Source organism: Micromonospora sp. CMU55-4 (genome assembly GCF_011602315.1).
Lineage (GTDB): Bacteria > Actinomycetota > Actinomycetes > Mycobacteriales > Micromonosporaceae > Micromonospora > Micromonospora chalcea.
In genome coordinates, this window is sequence record NZ_JAAOLH010000004.1 from 420,815 (window position 1) to 436,340 (window position 15,526).

The 15,526-nt window shown below is 75.7% G+C and carries 14 protein-coding genes; 8 read left to right on the forward strand and 6 right to left on the reverse strand.

The features are described 5' to 3' along the window. Positions 1-2: 2 nt before the first annotated feature. Both HA073_RS10200 and HA073_RS10205 read right to left on the reverse strand, forming a co-directional pair. Positions 3-272: a phosphopantetheine-binding protein gene (locus HA073_RS10200; protein WP_030499105.1), complete on the reverse strand. Its 270-nt coding sequence runs from the start codon at positions 270-272 to the stop codon at positions 3-5. Positions 273-358: 86 nt separating this feature from the next. Next, a complete protein-coding gene (locus tag HA073_RS10205; protein ID WP_064445593.1) occupies positions 359-1,039 on the reverse strand; it encodes a 4'-phosphopantetheinyl transferase superfamily protein in 681 nt (226 codons plus the stop codon). Between the two features lie 65 nt (positions 1,040-1,104). Between HA073_RS10205 and HA073_RS10210 the strand changes: the two genes are divergently transcribed. Continuing rightward, complete coding sequence (locus HA073_RS10210; RefSeq protein WP_166456230.1) at positions 1,105-2,511, forward strand: condensation domain-containing protein; 1,407 nt, start codon at positions 1,105-1,107, stop codon at positions 2,509-2,511. A gap of 16 nt (positions 2,512-2,527) precedes the next feature. On the opposite strand, the gene HA073_RS10215 is transcribed toward HA073_RS10210, so the two are convergent. Both HA073_RS10215 and HA073_RS10220 read right to left on the reverse strand, forming a co-directional pair. Continuing rightward, a complete protein-coding gene (locus HA073_RS10215; RefSeq protein WP_043323260.1) occupies positions 2,528-3,730 on the reverse strand; it encodes a cytochrome P450 in 1,203 nt (400 codons plus the stop codon). Between the two features lie 10 nt (positions 3,731-3,740). Then, positions 3,741-4,904, reverse strand: a complete 1,164-nt coding sequence (locus HA073_RS10220; RefSeq protein ID WP_166456231.1) for a nucleotide disphospho-sugar-binding domain-containing protein — start codon at positions 4,902-4,904, stop codon at positions 3,741-3,743. 193 nt (positions 4,905-5,097) lie between these two features. Here HA073_RS10220 and HA073_RS10225 point away from each other — a divergent pair, with 193 nt between their 5' ends. Beyond that, the gene (locus HA073_RS10225; RefSeq protein ID WP_064445596.1) at positions 5,098-6,264 is read left to right on the forward strand and encodes a cytochrome P450; all 1,167 of its coding nucleotides are present in this window, start codon (positions 5,098-5,100) and stop codon (positions 6,262-6,264) included. Between the two features lie 7 nt (positions 6,265-6,271). Here HA073_RS10225 and HA073_RS10230 read toward each other — a convergent pair whose 3' ends face one another. Next, positions 6,272-7,135, reverse strand: a complete 864-nt coding sequence (locus HA073_RS10230) for a TauD/TfdA family dioxygenase (RefSeq protein WP_064445597.1) — start codon at positions 7,133-7,135, stop codon at positions 6,272-6,274. A gap of 161 nt (positions 7,136-7,296) precedes the next feature. Between HA073_RS10230 and HA073_RS10235 the strand changes: the two genes are divergently transcribed. The 6 genes from HA073_RS10235 to HA073_RS10260 all read left to right on the forward strand — a co-directional run bounded on the left by HA073_RS10235 (position 7,297) and on the right by HA073_RS10260 (position 14,607). Beyond that, the gene (locus HA073_RS10235) at positions 7,297-8,322 is read left to right on the forward strand and encodes a methyltransferase (protein ID WP_043330014.1); all 1,026 of its coding nucleotides are present in this window, start codon (positions 7,297-7,299) and stop codon (positions 8,320-8,322) included. A gap of 244 nt (positions 8,323-8,566) precedes the next feature. Beyond that, positions 8,567-9,586, forward strand: a complete 1,020-nt coding sequence (locus tag HA073_RS10240; RefSeq protein WP_069088422.1) for a polyprenyl synthetase family protein — start codon at positions 8,567-8,569, stop codon at positions 9,584-9,586. Further along, the gene (locus HA073_RS10245; protein ID WP_064445599.1) at positions 9,583-10,620 is read left to right on the forward strand and encodes a UbiA family prenyltransferase; all 1,038 of its coding nucleotides are present in this window, start codon (positions 9,583-9,585) and stop codon (positions 10,618-10,620) included. Before HA073_RS10240 ends, HA073_RS10245 begins: the two co-directional genes overlap by 4 nt. After that, positions 10,617-12,317: a prenyltransferase/squalene oxidase repeat-containing protein gene (locus HA073_RS10250; protein WP_064445600.1), complete on the forward strand. Its 1,701-nt coding sequence runs from the start codon at positions 10,617-10,619 to the stop codon at positions 12,315-12,317. Before HA073_RS10245 ends, HA073_RS10250 begins: the two co-directional genes overlap by 4 nt. Continuing rightward, on the forward strand, positions 12,314-13,585 hold the full coding sequence (locus HA073_RS10255) for an NAD(P)/FAD-dependent oxidoreductase (protein ID WP_069088424.1): 1,272 nt from the start codon (positions 12,314-12,316) through the stop codon (positions 13,583-13,585). The genes HA073_RS10250 and HA073_RS10255 overlap by 4 nt, the downstream gene beginning before the upstream one ends. Further along, positions 13,582-14,607, forward strand: a complete 1,026-nt coding sequence (locus tag HA073_RS10260; RefSeq protein WP_166456232.1) for a histidinol-phosphate transaminase — start codon at positions 13,582-13,584, stop codon at positions 14,605-14,607. Before HA073_RS10255 ends, HA073_RS10260 begins: the two co-directional genes overlap by 4 nt. Here HA073_RS10260 and HA073_RS10265 read toward each other — a convergent pair. Beyond that, positions 14,512-15,516, reverse strand: coding sequence for a hypothetical protein (locus tag HA073_RS10265; protein WP_043323270.1), 1,005 nt, complete (start codon positions 15,514-15,516; stop codon positions 14,512-14,514). The genes HA073_RS10260 and HA073_RS10265 overlap by 96 nt on opposite strands. Between the last annotated feature and the right edge of the window lie 10 nt (positions 15,517-15,526).

The following is a 15,526-nucleotide window of genomic DNA, read 5'->3' on the forward strand; positions in this document are numbered from 1 at the left end:
GCTCAGCGCGCGGTGGAGTTGGCGGTGATGTAGTCGGCCAGGTCCCCGAGCGTCGCCATCCGGTCCTCGTCCAGCTCCTCGACGTCGATCTGGATCTCCAGCTCGTCCTCCAGCGCCAGCAGCAACTCCAGGCCGAGCGAGGAGCTGAGGCCGAGCTCGTCCATCAGCTGGGTCTGCTCGGTGACCGGCGCGTCCGGCCGCAGCATCCGGGTCAGCAGCACGGTCAGGCGGTCCACGACCTGGTCCCGGGGCGGCGCGTCGTGTTCTAGCACCGGGGCTCCCACGGATCGATCACGCGCTCCAGCATGGAGTCATCAGAGCAGGGGAGATCGGTGAGTGTCAACGGGTGCGATGGTGGTCACGGGCAGTCACCGAGGTCGGTGCGACACTCGACGGCGTACGGCTCGTCGCCGGCCAGCGCCACCGCCACCGCGTACCCCTGTGGCGCGACCAGGTCGGCGAGCCGGTGCCGGCCGGCCGGGTCGGCGCACTCGACCACGTCGGCCCGGTCCACCGGCATCCCGAGGTTGGGCCACAGCCGGCCCCCAGCCGCCTTGACGGCCGCCTCCTTGCGGGCCCACAGCCGCACGAACCGCCGCGCCCGGGCGGCCTGGTCGGGGCCGGCGGCGACGTGCCGCGCCTCCCGGGGGTGGAAGAAGCGCGCGGACGCCGGCACCGGGTCCCCGCCCGGCACGACGTGCTGGATGTCCACCCCGACCGGGCGGCCGTCGCTGAGCGCCACCGCGACCAGATCGCCGGAGTAGGACAGGCTGGTGTGCAGGCCGCGCCACGGCCCGGTCAGCGCCGGTTTGCCGTACCGGCCGCGGCGCCAGGTCAGCGCCGCCGGTGGCGCGCCCGTGGCCCGCCCGGCCAGCACGCGCAGCGCGCCGTGCGCCACCGTGAACCGGTCCCGCAGCCCGTCGGCGGCGAGCCGCGCGGCCCGGGCCCGCTCGGCCGGGTCGAGCACCGCCCGGTACCGGGCCAGCACGTCCGGCGGCGCCCCGGCCGCAAGCACCCAGACCCGTACGGTGTCCCGCATGGACGGCAGCGTAACGGTGCGCCGTCGCGTTGACACACACCGATGCCCGTTGCTCTCATTGACCGGTGTTCGCGCAGACGGTCCAGGCCCACGTTCCCGTCGCGTTCGCCGGGCCGGGCGCCGGCGTCGCGCCCCTGACCTGGGGGCAGAAGGCGATCATGCAGGACATGCGGGAGACCGGCTGGACGCACAACGTCAGCGGCGCCCACCCGGTGCCGCCGGGCGTCACGGTCGAGCAGGTGGCGGCCGAGTTCGCCGCGCTGATGGCCCGGCACCCGGCGCTGCGGATGCGGCTGGGCGAGGGCGACGGCGGTCCGTGCCAGGTCGTGTCGGCCACCGGCGAGACGGTCCTGGACGTGGTGGACGTGCCCGACGACGCCGACCCGGCCGACGTGGCCACGTTCGCCTACGACCTGGGCCACGCCCGCCTGCTGAGCCACTACGACCTCTACCACGACTGGTCGGTGAAGATGGCGGTGATCCGGCACCGGGGCGTCCTGGTGCACCGGGTGCTCACGATCGACCACCTCGTGGTCGACGGCACCGCCACGTCGCTGCTCCTGGCCGATCTGGGCCTCGCCGGCCGCCCGGTCCGCCGGGTCGCCGACCCGCGTACCGTGCAGATCCTCGACCTGGGCCGGCGGGAGGAGACGCCGCCGCTGCGCCGGGTCAGCGACCGGGCCGTGCGGCACTGGGCGGAGCACCTGCGGGACATCCCGCCGCTGACGTTCGGCGAGCCGGCCGCCGGTGGGCGCCGGGGGCACCGGTACTGGCACGGCCGGTTCAGCTCACCGGCGGCGTACCTGGCGGTGCGGGCCATCGCGGCGCGGACCCGCACCGACACCTCGCGCGTGCTGCTGGCGGTCATCGCGGTCGCGATCGGCCGGGCCACCGGCGTCAGTCCGCTCACCGCCAAGCTCATCGTCGGCAACCGGTTCCGGCCGGGTTTCGCCGAGGCCATCGCCCCGCTGAGCCAGAACGGCGTGCTGCGCGTCGACACCGCCGACACCACTGTGGACGAGGTGGTGGCGCGTGCCCGCCGGGCCGCGGTGTCGGCCGGGAAGTACGCCTACTACGACCCGGCGCAGCTCGCGGAGGTCTCCGACCGGCTGGACACCGAACGCGGATACCCGGCCCGGATCAGCTGCCGGATCAACGACCGGCGGGTGACCACGCGGCAGGCGGCCGACGTCGGGCTGCACGACGACCCGGTGACCGCCGAGCGGATCCGCCGCCGCGCCGACGAGACGTTCCTGGTCTGGGACGGCCCGCTGGACCACCTGCCCGAGCAGGTGTTCATCACCGTCGAGGACCAGCCGGAGACGGTCTACCTCCAGGTCATCTTCGACTTCGGCTGCTTCACCGAGGAACAGGCGGAACGGCTGCTGCGCGGCGTGGAGGAGGTGGCGGTGGAGGCGGCCCTCGACCCCGCCGCCCCGACCCGGGTGGTCCCGGGATCGGCGGGCGGCTGACCGGTCACAGCGCCGGTCACGCGTCCCAGGTCACCGGCAGCGACTCCAGGCTGCGCACCACCAGACCAGGCCGGAACCGCAGCTGCGACTCGTCGACCGCGAGCCGCAGCCCGGGCAGCCGGCGCAGCAGGCCGCCGAGCGCCTCCTGCAGCTCCATCCGGGCCAGCGCCGCGCCGAGGCAGTGGTGCGGGCCGGCGCCGAAGGCCAGGTGCGGGTTGTGCGCGCGGGTCAGGTCGAGCGTGTCCGCGCCCGGGAACACGGTGGCGTCCCGGTTCGCCGACGCGATCGCCGGCAGCACCGCGGCGCCGGCCGGCAGGCGTACGCCACCCAGCTCCACCTCCTCGGTCGTGACGCGGGGCAGCAGCACCCCGTTGTCGCCGAGCTGGATGAAGCGGGACAGCTCCTCGACCGCCCGGGCCACCGCGACCGGGTCGTCGCCGCGCAGCGCGGCCAGTTGCTCGGGGTGGCGGGCCAGTACGAGCAGGAACAGGTTGAGCTGGTTGGTGGTGGTCTCGTGCCCGCCGACGAAGATGCCGGCGGTGACCGAGACCAGCTCCCGCTCGGTGAGGTCGTCGTGCTCGTCCCAGACCGCGATGAGCGCGCTCATCAGGTCGTCGCCGGGCTCGCGGCGGCGCTGCTCGATCAGCTCGCGGAACGCCTCCAGCGCGGCCCGGGGCGCCTCCGGGTCGGCGTCCCAGTCGCCGACGAGCGCGTCCGACCACTGACGTACCCGCTCCCGGTCCCGCTCGGGGATGCCGAACAGCGTGCTGATCACGGAGATCGGCAGCGGGCCGGAGACGTGCGTGATCAGGTCGGCGGGCGGGCCCGCGGCCACCAGGTCGTCGATCATCGCGTCGACGAGCGCCGCGACCCGCGGGCGCAGCTCCTCCACCCGGCGGACGGTGAACGCGTGCGACACGGCCCGGCGCATCGTGGTGTGCCGCGGCGGGTCCATCCCGATCAGCGAGTCCTCGGCGAGCGAGCCCAGCTCCCGGGTCGGGCGGTTCGGGCCGGCCGCGGCGGCCCGGCTGAACCGCTGGTCGGTGAAGACGCGGCGCACGTCGGCGTGCCGGGTGGCCAGGTACGCGCACGCCCCGTCGGGCAGCTCGACCCGGGCCACCGGGCACGTCTCGCGCATCCGGGTGTAGTCCGGCGACGGGTGGTAGATCGTCGGAGCCGGCGCGAGCGGGTAGGGGATGGCCGGCGGGTCCTGCGTCATCTGCGACTCCTCAGATCGGGCCGCCCCGGGCCAGGGCGGCGAGCGTCGGCACCAGGTCGGCGGGGGCGGGCATGGCGTGGACCCGGTCGCGCATCAGCGCCGCCGCGCGCCGCCACGGGCCGTCGGCGATCAGCTCGCGGACGAGGTCCCGCACCGCGGCGGCGGTGGCCTGCTCGCGGGTCAGCCAGGCGCCCGCGCCGGTGGCCGCCAGCCGTTCGCCGTTGAAGTGCTGGTCGCTGACCTGTGGCAGGACGAGCTGCGGCACGCCGTACGCGAGCGCGGTCATGGTGGTGCCGGCCCCGCCCTGCTGCACCAGCGCGGCGCAGGTCGGCAGCACCAGCCGCATCGCCAGCGGCCCGTCGGCCAGGCGGACCCCGGCCGGCACCTGCCCCAGCGCCTCGCGCTGGCGCGGCTCGACCACGACGACGACCTCCACGTCCGGCCCGGCCACCGCGTGGATCACCCCGGCCAGGTCGAGCCGGTCGTCCAGGCCCGCGCCGGCCATCATGGTGCCCGCCGTGACGCACACCCGGGGCCGGTCCGCCGGGCGGCGCAGCCAGGGCGGCAGCACGGCCGGGCCGTTGTACGGCACGAACCGCACCGGGCGGCCGGGACGCCGCGTCGGCACCTGCATCGGCGGCGGCACCGGGTCGAGCGTGAGCACTCCGTCCAACGCCACCTCGGCGGCGGCGAGCCCGAACCGGGCGGCGAGCGGCCCGACCACCGACTCCGGGTCCAGGCGCAGCGTGGTCGAGGAGTCCGGCCCCCACAGGTTCAGCACGCCGGGTACGCCGAGCGCGGCGGCGGCCACCGGCGCGGCCAGGTTGAACGGCTCCCAGAGGATCAGGTCCGGCCGCCAGGACCGGCCGAAGGAGACCAACTCGTCGAGCACGGCGTCGGCGAAGCGGACCACCCCGCCGTCGGCGGTGATCGCCGGCTCCAGGGCGTCCGCCGTGGCGGGCCCGTCGAGCGGCGCCACCGCGCCGATCCGGCCGGCGAACGCGGCGGCGAAGTCGACGTCGGCGCCCAGCGGCACGGCGGCGAGCCCGGCCGAGCTGATCGCGGCGACCATCGAGGGGTGGCTGGCCACCCGCACCTCGTGGCCGGCGGCCTGGAGCGCCCAGCCGAGCGGGACCAGGCTGTAGAAATGCGACCGCCAGCCCCACGTCGACATCAGAATTCGCAGAGCCGCAGTCAAATCCCACCAATCCGCACGTGAAACGGCAGTCCTGGCCAACCGATGCTAGGTGATGGAAGCGGTACGCGGAAGGTCGCGGACGACCGCAATGAATATTGACGCCGGGCTAACCGATGCTGGAGTCTTAGCCGGTGCCCGAGGTGGACCGCGATCGGCAGGCGGTGGTGCGTTGAGCGTCAATTCCGGGTTGCGTTCCTATCCGTTCGAGCCATTCACCGGCGATCTTCCCGCCGAGCTGCTGGAGATGGTCGTGACCGAGCCGGTCAGCCGGGTGCGGCTGCCCGACGGGCGGGCCGCCTGGCTGGTGCTCGGCTACGAGCAGTGCTGCACCGTGCTGGCCGACCCCCGTTTCTCCCGGCTTCCGCTCGGCGCCACCGCGACGCCGGACGGCGGCGGTCCCCGCGAGTTGAACATGGACGGTCCGCCGCACGCGGCGGTGCGCCGGGTGGCCGCGCGCGCGTTCACCGCCCGCCGCATCGAGACGTTCCGTCCCCGGGTGCAGCGGCTGGTGGACGAGCTGGTCGAGGCGATGCTCGCCGGCCCGCGCCCGGCCGACGTGGTGGCCGGGCTGGTCGCGCCGCTGCCGGTGTTCGTGGTGTGCGACGTGCTCGGCGTGCCGGCCGCCGACCGTCCCCGCTTCTACGCCTGGATCGAGGGGCTGAACTCGGTCACCGCGTACGGCTCGGCCGACGCCGCGACCGCGCAGGCCCAGCTACGGGACTACCTGGCCGGTCAGCTCGCGCGCAAGCGGGCCGAGCCCGGCGACGACCTGCTCTCGGCCTGGGTCCGCGGCACGCACGAGCTGGCCGACGCCGAGCTGGTCGAGCTGGCCATGGGGGTGCTGCTCGGCGGGCTGGAGATCAACTCGACGAGCGCCGGCCTGCTTGCGCTGTTCCGGCACCCGGAGCAGCTGGCCAAGCTGCGCGCGGCGCCGGAGAAGCTCTCCGCGGCCACCGACGAGATCCTGCGCTACACGTCGGTGAGCGCCATGTTCCGGGTGCAGGTGGTCCGGGAGGACCTGGTCCTCGGCGGCGTCGGCATGCGCGCCGGGGACTGCGTGATGGCGGTCCCGTGGGCCGGCAACCGCGACCCCCGGTTCTTCCCCGAGCCGAACGTCTTCGACATCGACCGCAGGCCCGACGCCCCGCACCTGACCTTCGGCTTCGGGCCGCACTTCTGCCTCGGTACGGCGCTGGGCCGGATGCAGGTGGAGCTGTCGCTGGGCGCGCTGCTGACCCGGATGCCGGCGCTCGCGCCGGCGGTGCCGCCGGCCGAGATCCCGTGGCGGCACGACCGGATGAACGGCGGCATCGCCTCGTTCCCGGTGACCTGGTGAGCGGCGGTCAGTAGCTCTCCACCGCGTTGACCCGGCCCGGCCAGTAGCGCTCGCCGGGCGCGGGCGCGTAGTGCTCCCAGCGCGGCGGGTTCCCGGTCGGGTGGTCGCCGAGCACGGTGATCCGCTGCCCGCGGCGCAGTCCCTCGTAGTCGTTCACCGCGTAGTGCTGGGTGACCCGGTTGTCCCAGACCGCGACGTCCCCGGTCCGCCAGCGGTAGCGGCAGGTGAACTGGGGACTCTCGGAGAAGGCGAACAGGTGCTCCAGCAGCGCGTCGCTCTCGTTGCGGGTCAGCTGCGGGATGTGCGAGGTGAACAGCCGGTTGACGTACAGCGATCGACGTCCGGTCTCCGGGTGCACCCGGACCACCGGGTGTTCGGCCCGGCTGGTGAACTCGGTGCCGATCCGGATGACGTGGATGGCGGTCAGCCCGTCGACCAGGTCCCGCATCGGCGCGGAGAGCGCCTCGTAGACCCGGCACTGGTTGGTCCACATGGTGTCGCCGCCGACCTCGGGCAGCTGGACCAGGTGCAGGATCGAGGCGATCGGCGGGCTCTGGTGGAACGTCATGTCGGTGTGCCAGACGTCGACCTTGCCGCCGTCGGCGGAGTCGATGACGACGATCTCCGGGTGCCCGTCCAGCCGTGGCAGATAGGGGTGCAGCTCGACCTCGCCGAAGCGGCGGCCGAACGCCACGTGTGCGGCCGGCGTCAGCCCGGTCTGGCCGGCGAGGAAGACCACCTGGTGCTTGAGCAGCAGGTCGTGGATCAGCGCGAAGCCCTCGTCGGTGAGCGTGTTGAGGTCGATGCCGTGAACCTCGGCGCCCAGCGCGCCGGAGACGAGCCGGACCTCGGCCGCGATGGATGTGGTCATCGATGATCCCTCCGGTCTGCGCGCCACGGCTGGTCCGCGAATTGTTCCACGTCCGTGAATGTCCTCACCAGCCGTCGTCGTTGACTCACCCGGCGTACGCCTGGAACCATTCGGTGCCGGCGGGGGCGGCGAGGCCGGCCCGCGACGTGGAGGAGGCGCGGGTGGCGATCGATGCCCCGATCGAGGGTGACGCGGCGGAGCGGCTCGACCGGCTCACCGACCTGGCCACCCCGTTCGCGGTCCGTACGGCGGTGACCCTGCGCGTGCCGGACCTGATCGCCGACGGCGTCACCGGCCTGGCCGAGCTGGCCGGCGCCGCCGGGGCCGACGCCGCCGCGCTGGGCCGCCTGCTGCGCTACCTCGCGCACCGGGGCGTATTCGTCGAGGTGTCGCCGGACGTCTTCGGCCTGACCGACGTCGGCGAGCTGCTCTGCGACCGCGAGGGCGGTGGCCTCGGCGCCTATCTGGACCTCGGCGGCCTCGGCGCGCGGATGGACCTGGCCTGGGCCGGTCTGCCGCACGCGATCCGCACCGGCGGGCCCGGCTACCGCGAGGTGCACGGGCGGGACTTCTGGGCCGACCTGGACGCGCACCCGGACCACCGGGCCTACTTCGACGCGCTGATGCTCAGCCAGCAGCGGTTCACCGCGCCGGAGGTCGCGGCGCTCTACCCCTGGCGCGAGGCGGGCCACGTGGTGGACGTGGCCGGGGGCGCGGGCGGGCTGCTGCGGGAGGTGCTGGGCGCCCATCCGCACCTGCGGGGCACGCTCGTCGACCGCCCCGAGCCGGTGGCCACCGCCGCCGCGACGTTCGCCGAGTGCGGCCTCGCCGACCGGGTCGAGACCGTGGTCGGGGACTTCTTCGCCCCGCTGCCGCCCGGCGCCGACGTGTACGTGGTCTCGCGCGCGCTCACCGACTGGAGCGACGCCCACGCCACGGCGATCCTGCGGCGCTGCGCCGAGGCGGCCGGAGCGGCCGGCCGGGTGCTCGTCATCGAGGTGCTGCCGACGGTGCCGCACGTGCCGCACCTGTCCGCGTACGACCTGCGGATGCTGGTGCTCGTCGGCGGCCGGGAACGCGGGTTGCCCGAGTTCGCCGCGCTGGCCGCCGCCGCGGGCCTGTCGCCCCGGCGCACGTACCACGGCGCCGACGGGCTCACGCTCATGGAGTTCGCCGCCGGCGCCTGAGGGCGCGTCGCACCTGTCCGGTGCCGTCCCGTGCGCCCGATCATTGACGTATATGCATCGACATGGCGGCCCTGGGTGGAAGGGCGGTTTTCTCTGGGCATCGGTCAATGTGCTGAGAAATGCGGTCACGACATTTGCCGCCACCCATATCCGCTCGCATTTATCAATGGTTGTTCGCGGGGAGGGCGGCCGGTAACGTCTCGCGTGGCGACTAGCCGATCCCTCGCGAAAGGGTCGACGCGTCATGACGGTTGCTGGCTCCACGCGATATCCGCCCTTCATCGACGACCTCGCCCGCAGCGAATCGGGACGGCTGCTGCGCGCCGAACTCGGACGGCGGTGGCCCGAGACACCCGACCAGCTCGACGCGATAGTGCGCTACGCGCTGCTGCCGGCGGGCAAGATGCTGCGCCCGATGATGACGCTGCACGCGGCCGAGGCGGTCGGCGGATCTCCCCGCGACGCGCTCGCCGCCGCGCTCGCCACCGAGTACCTGCACGTCGCGACGCTCGTGCACGACGACATCATCGACGCCGACACGCTGCGCCGCGGCCGCCCCGCGGTCCCGGTGGCGTACGGCATCCCCGGCGCCATCGTGGCCGGCGACCACCTGATCTTCCACGCCTTCCGGGCCGTCGTGGAGGGTGGTCCGGACACCCCCGCCGGCCCGGTCGTCGCCGCGGTGGCCGCGCTGGCCGAGGCGGGACAGGACCTGTGCCGGGGGCAGGCGCTGGAGGCGCGGCTCGTCGGCGACCTGGACGCGGGCGCCCGCTGGTATCCGGAGATGATCCGGCTCAAGACCGGCGCGCTGTTCCGCGCCGTGTGCGAGATCGGCGCGCTGCTCGGCGGCGCGGACCAGCCGGTTGCCGCCGCGCTGGCCCGGTACGGCGAGCACCTCGGGATGGCCTTCCAGATCCGCGACGACCTGCTGTCCTATCTGGCCACCCCGGAACAGACCGGCAAACCGGCGTCCAGCGACCTCAACAACGGCCGCCCCACCCTGCCGCTGCTGCTGGCGTACGACGCGGTCACCGACGCGACCCGGGTGGAGCTGCTGGCGGTGCTGCACCGGCGCGGCGCCGGTCCCGGCGACGTCGAGTGGGTCGCCGCGCTGCTGCGCGACGTCGGCGCGGTCGACGGCGCCCGCCAGCGGATGGTGGGGCACGCCGAGCGGGCCCGCGCCGAGCTGGCCGTGCTCACCCCGTCCGCGGGCGCGGACGTGCTCACCGGCATCGCGGCCTGGATGACGAGCGGGACGGCGTGAGCACGGCCGCCGCCGTGCGGGCACTGCGGGCCCACGTCGAGACCTGGCGGCCCTACACCCTCTGGTACGTGGGGCTGGTCGGCCTGGCCGGCGCCGCCGTGGCCGGCGGCCCGCACCATCCGTGGGTGCTGCTGTCGGCCTGGGCCGCGCCGACCGCCGGCTGGCTCGGCGGCCACTATCTCGGCGACTACTTCGACAGGCACCTGGACGCCGGCAGCAAACCGCACCGGCCGATCCCCTCCCGGCGCCTCGGCGCGGGCACCGCGCTCTGGTGCGGCTGGGCCTGTTTCACGCTGCTCGGCGTCCTGGCCGTGCTGGGCGGGTGGGGCACCACCGCGGCGGCGCTGCTGGCCGGGTGCGGCATCGTCGCGTACAGCAGGTGGTTCAAGGCCCGCGGCATCGCCGGAAACCTGGTCCGGGGCGCGCTCGGCGCGGTCGCGCTCGTCTACGGCGCGCTCGCCGCCGGCCTCGCCCCGGACCGCGCCTCGGCGACGCCGGTGCTGCTCGCGCTCGTCGTCGCGTTCTGGTCGCACGACGCGATGTCCAACCTGGTCGGCGCGTTGCGCGACATCGACGGCGACCGCGCGGGCGGTTACCGGACGCTGCCGGTGGGGCGGGGCGTGCCGTTCGCGGTGCGGACCGTGCTGGCGCTCTACGCCGTCGCGATCGCCGCCGCCGTGGCCGCCGGACTGCTCGCCGGCCGGGACGCGCGGACCGCGTACCTGATCACCGTGCTCGTGGTCCTGCTGACCGGCGTGGTGGCACTGGCCCCGCTGGTGCGCCGGCGCGGCGGCATGCCGGTCGTGGTGGCGCTGCGCGCGCACTCGGTCCTGGTGGTGGAGCGGGTCGCGCTGGCCTCCGCGGCGGTCGGGCTGGGCCTCGGCGTCGCCGTGCAGCTCGCGCTCGCGCTGCCGATGGTCGCGCTGACCTGGGTCGCGCAGCGCGCCATGCGTGCCCGGCACGAACTCGGTCCGCCGGTCGCGGGCCTGACCCTCGCCACCCGCAGTCGAGTACCGGTGGAGGACGCGCCATGACCACTGTGACCACCGAGGCCGTCGGGAAGGCCGTCACCGCCGGCGCGGAGGCGCTCCTGCGCCGGCGCCGCCCCGACGGCGCGTTCGGCGACGACCCGCCCGCCTCGGTGCTGGGTACCGCGGGCGCGGTGGCCGCGCTGCACGCCGCCGACCCGTCCGGCTGCGCGGACCTGGTCGGCGCCGGAACCGCGTGGCTGCGCCGGCAGCAGCACGACGACGGCGGCTGGGGCGGCGTGGTGGGCGCCGGCACCGAGGTCGTGCCCACCGCCGTCGCGATCGCGGCGCTGGCCCTGACCGCGCCGGCCGACAGCGCCGGGGCGATCGCGGCGGGCCGGACCCGGCTGGCCGCGCTGGGCGGCGTCGACACCGTCACCGACCCGGCCATCTCCTTGCTCTGCCGCCAGTTGCTCACCATGGCCGGGATGACCGCCGAGGCGGGCCCGCTGCGCCGGCTGCCACTGGAGATCGTCCTGTTCGACCGGGTACGCCGGCAGCGCCTGTCGTTCCGTACCGCGCCGTTCATCGGGCTCGCCCTGATGCAGGCCGACCTGCTGCCCACCGGCCGCCTGCGCCGGGCCACGCTGGGCCGGGCCCGGCCGGTGGCGCTGCGGCTGCTGCGGTCCATCCACGACCACGAGGGCGGCACCGGCGCGCTCAGCGAGGACCCGTGGCCGGCCGCGCTGGTGCTGCTCGGCCTGGCCCGCAGCGGCGAGGCGCCGGACATCGCCCGCGCCGTCGTCGGCTGGCTGCGCCGGGCGGTGCGCCCCGACGGCGCCTGGGACGCGGTCACCAACCTGGACCTGACCCGGACCGGGTACGCGGCGACCGGGCTGATCGCGGCCGGCTACGCCGACGACCCCCGGCTGCGCGCCACCCGGGAGTTCCTCCACGCCGGCCGCAAACCGGAGGCGTTCGAGGTGCTGGACGTGCCGCCGGGCGGATGGAGCTACTCGAACGCGCGCGGCTGGCCGGTGACGCTGGAGTCCGCCGAGATCCTCTCCGCGCTGGCCGGCTTTCCCGGGGCCGACGCCGACCCGGTCCTGCGCGACGGACTGGCGTGGCTGGTCGGCCGCCAGGACAGCCGCGGCTCGTGGAGCCTGTGGGTACGTGACACCCGGCTCGCCAACGACGGTCCGTGCCCGGCCATCACCAGCCAGGCGATCCTCGCGCTGCACGACGCCGGCCACCCGGACGACCATCCGGCGATCGCCCGGGCGGCGGCCTGGCTGCTGACCCGGGCCGCGCCCGACGGCACGTTCGAGAACCTCTGGTACCGCGACCACACCTCCGGCACCGCCGTCGTGGTCGCCGCGCTGTCCCGGGTCGGGCACGCCCGGCACGAGGTGGTGCGCCGGGCGGCCCGGTGGCTGCGCGACACCCAGTTGCCCGACGGCTCGTGGGGGCCGGGCGACGGCACGGCGGGCTCGGTCGAGGAGACGTCCTGGGCCGTCCAGGGCCTGCTCGCCACCGGCGACCCGGACGCCACCGGGGCGGTGGACCGGGGCGTGGCCCGGCTGGTCGCCGCCGCCGGACCGGACGGGAGCTGGCCGGCGGCCCGGGTGTGCAACTACATCCGCCACCACATGCGCTATCCCAACGCCGTGATCACCCAGGCGCTCGCGCTGCGGGCGCTCGGCGAGTACCGCCGGGCCGCCGCCGCGCGGCCGGACGTGGCGCCGCCGGCGGTGACCCGATGACCCCCGACGTGGTGGTGGCCGGCGCGGGCGCCGGCGGCCTGGCCTGCGCCCGCGCGCTCGGCGCGCTCGGCCTGCGGGTGCTGGTGCTGGACCGGCAGCGCACCCCGGCGTCGATCGCCAAGGGCGAGATCCTGCAGCCCGAGACGGTACGCATCCTCGACTCCTGGGGTCTGCTGGACGCGCTGCGGGCCACCGGCGCGCGCCCGGTCGGGCGGCTGGCCATCCGTGACCCGGCCGGCGAGCCGTTGCTCTGCCTGGACTACGCCGGGCTGCCCGGCGCGTACCGGCAGATCCTCTGCGCCGACTACGGCGACCTGCGCCGCGTGCTCACCGACCGGCTGCCCTCCGGAGCGCGCATCCGGTGGGGAGCGCGGGTCACGGGCGTCCTGCGCGACAGCGACGGGCGCATCGGCGGCGTCCGGTTCGTCGCCGACGGCGCCGAACAGGAGATCCACGCGCCGCTGATGGTCGCCGCCGACGGCATGTCGTCGCCGCTGCGCCGCGGCGCCGGGATCGCGGTGCGGCGCCAGGAGTACCCGCACGGCCTGGTCGCCTTCGACGTGGCCGGCGCCGACGTGGCCGAGGAGGTGTCCGCCTACCGCACCGGCCGGGGACTCTGCCTGGTCTACCCGCTGCCGGGCGGGCGGTGCCGCCTGTACGCGCAGGTGACGCCGGACGAGTTCCGGGGGCGCGTCGACCTGGGCGCGTGGTGCGACCGGCTGCTCGCCGACGTGCCGGCGATCCGGCCGCTGGGCGCGGCGCTGCGCGCGAGCCTGGACCGGCGCCAACTGCTCGCGGTCTACCGGCTGCGCAGCGCGCGCCTGGCCGTGCCGGGGCTCGCGCTCGCCGGCGAGGCCGCCCACGCGGTGCACCCGATGGCGGCGCAGGGCGTCAACAGCTCCCTCGGTGACGCCGAGACGCTCGCCGCCTGCCTGGCGGCCGAGGGCGGCGCGCCGGAACCGGCGGCGGTGGACCGGGCGCTGCTCGCCTTCGAGGCGGCGCGGCGGCCCCGCCTGGACCACGTCGCGACGGTCAGCCACAACGCCTCCCGCATGATCACCGCGGTGTCCGGGCTGCCGAAGCTGCTCGGCGCGCGGATGATGCGCCGCACCGCCGCCAACCCCCGCCTGCTCGGGCTGACCGCCGGCAACCTCTCCGGCACCGACGTCCGGCCGCTGTCCGCGGTCGACCGGCTGTACCAGCTCGGGCTCCTGGCCGACCGGCGAGCGCACACCCCGCCGGTCCCGTCGGAAAGTGAGCGACCATGACGCCTGGCACCGCCGTCGGGACGCACCCGCCGGCCGACCTGTCCATGAACGAGACCCCCTACCCGCCGCTGCCGGGGGTGCGGCGGGTGGTCGCCGACGCCGCCGCGGCGCTGCAGCGCTACCCGGACCGCACGTCGGCGGCGCTCGTGGCCGCGCTGTCGCGGCGGCTCGGCGTGGGACCGGAGGCGATCCTCGTCGGCCCCGGCTCGGCCGGACTGTGCCAGCACCTCGTGCAGTCCCTCGGGCCCCGGCCGGACGTCGTCCACCCGGCCCTGTCGTTCGAGGGCTACCCGCTGATCATCGGCAACGCCGGGGCCCGCGCCGTGCCGGTGCCGATGGACGGGTACGGCCACGACCTGCCGGCGATGGCGGACGCGGTGACCGAGCGGACCCGCTGCGTGCTGCTGTGCAACCCGAACAACCCGACCGGGGCGGCGCTGCGCCGCGACGACATCGAGGCGTTCCTGGACCGGATCCCGGCCGACGTGCCGGTCATCGTGGACGAGGCGTACCGCGAGTTCGTCACCGACCCGCGCTCGCCGGACGGGATGGACCTGTACCGGGCGTACGGCAACGTCTGCGTGCTGCGCACGTTCTCCAAGGCGTACGGGCTGGCCGCGCTGCGCGTCGGGTACGCCGTCGTGCCGCCCCGGCTCACCCGGGCCGCCGCGCTCACCGGGGCGGTGTTCTTCCCCTCCGCGCTCGCCCAGGCGGCGGCGGTGGCGAGCCTGACGCCGGAGGTGGACGCGGAGCTGACCCGGCGGTGCACGGAGCTGGTGGCGGAGCGTACCCGCCTGGTCGGCGCGCTGCGCGGCCTCGGGCTCACCGTGGCGCCCAGCGAGGCCAACTTCGTGTGGCTACCGCTGGGAGAGCGGGCCGTGCCGTTCGCCGACCGGGCCCGGGAGACCGGCATCCTGGTCATGGCGCTACCCGGCGCCGGGGTCCGGATCACCGTCGGTTCCCCGGAGGCGAACGAGCGGCTGCTCGCGTTCGTCCGCGCGGCGCTCGCCGACGGGCTCTGACCGGCCGGCCAGCGCCAGCGCGACCACGCTCAGGTAGTTCAGGCCGGGCTCGTAGTCGGCCACCACCACCGGCCGGGGCCGCGCCGCGTCCCCGGCGAGACGGTCCAGCAGCGCCCACCAGACCCCGGTGGACGGCTGCCTGCGCGGCCCGGTCGTCACCGCGGCGCCGCCGTGGCCGGGCCACACGGCGGCCAGGTCCGCGCCGAGCACGACCGCGACATCGGTACGTCCGGCCGTCAGCTCGCCCACCTCGGCCGCCGCGAGCGCGGCCACGTCGCCGGCGTCGACGCCCACGTGCTGGCGCAGCGCGGTCACCCGCGCGCCGCCGCCGAGCCCGATCAGCTCGGGACCGCCGGCCGCACCATCGCTGTCGCCGTCGCGGTGCGCGCCGTCGTCGGCGAGCGCGTCGTAGAGCATGGCCACGGCCCGGTGGCGCGCCGGTACGGGCACCGCCGCGTCGTACGGCAGCACCGCCTGCTCGACGGTGAGCAGCAGGGCGCGGCGGCACCCGTACGTGCGGGCGATCCGCAGCCCGGTGAACGCCGCCGCCGAGCCCTGGTCGCAGAGCGCGAACGACATCGGCGTGCCCGGGCAGACGTGACTGAGGTACGCCGCGGTGGCCCGCCCGGGCAGCATGTCGTGCACGGCGAACGCCAGCACGAGCAGGTCCACCGGCTCGTCCGGCGGCACGACGGCGGGGATCAGCTCGGCGGCCATCTCCCCGTACGACTGGCCCAGCGCCGCCGCGGGCGCGTCGAACAGGCCGCCGGGCACACGCAGCCCGTACGGCCGGGTCAGGTCGGCCAGGTAGCCGGCGGCGCGCTCGCGCAGCACGGGGTCGCCGAGCAGCGCGGCCGGACCGGTGAACGTGCGCCGCGCGGCCCGCAGCAGGCGGAGTCCGGTCTCCATGGTGGCCTCC

Bases quoted from the DNA above. Each gene is read 5' to 3' on its own strand.
- HA073_RS10220 (WP_166456231.1), bottom strand. From the start codon at position 4,904: ATGTCGACGTGGGGCTGGCGGTCGCATTTCTACAGCCTGGTCCCGCTC.
- HA073_RS10260 (WP_166456232.1), top strand. From the start codon at position 13,582: ATGACGCCTGGCACCGCCGTCGGGACGCACCCGCCGGCCGACCTGTCC.
- HA073_RS10255 (WP_069088424.1), top strand. From the start codon at position 12,314: ATGACCCCCGACGTGGTGGTGGCCGGCGCGGGCGCCGGCGGCCTGGCC.
- HA073_RS10250 (WP_064445600.1), top strand. From the start codon at position 10,617: ATGACCACTGTGACCACCGAGGCCGTCGGGAAGGCCGTCACCGCCGGC.
- HA073_RS10265 (WP_043323270.1), bottom strand. From the start codon at position 15,516: ATGGAGACCGGACTCCGCCTGCTGCGGGCCGCGCGGCGCACGTTCACC.
- HA073_RS10240 (WP_069088422.1), top strand. From the start codon at position 8,567: ATGACGGTTGCTGGCTCCACGCGATATCCGCCCTTCATCGACGACCTC.
- HA073_RS10205 (WP_064445593.1), bottom strand. From the start codon at position 1,039: ATGCGGGACACCGTACGGGTCTGGGTGCTTGCGGCCGGGGCGCCGCCG.
- HA073_RS10230 (WP_064445597.1), bottom strand. From the start codon at position 7,135: ATGACCACATCCATCGCGGCCGAGGTCCGGCTCGTCTCCGGCGCGCTG.
- HA073_RS10215 (WP_043323260.1), bottom strand. From the start codon at position 3,730: ATGACGCAGGACCCGCCGGCCATCCCCTACCCGCTCGCGCCGGCTCCG.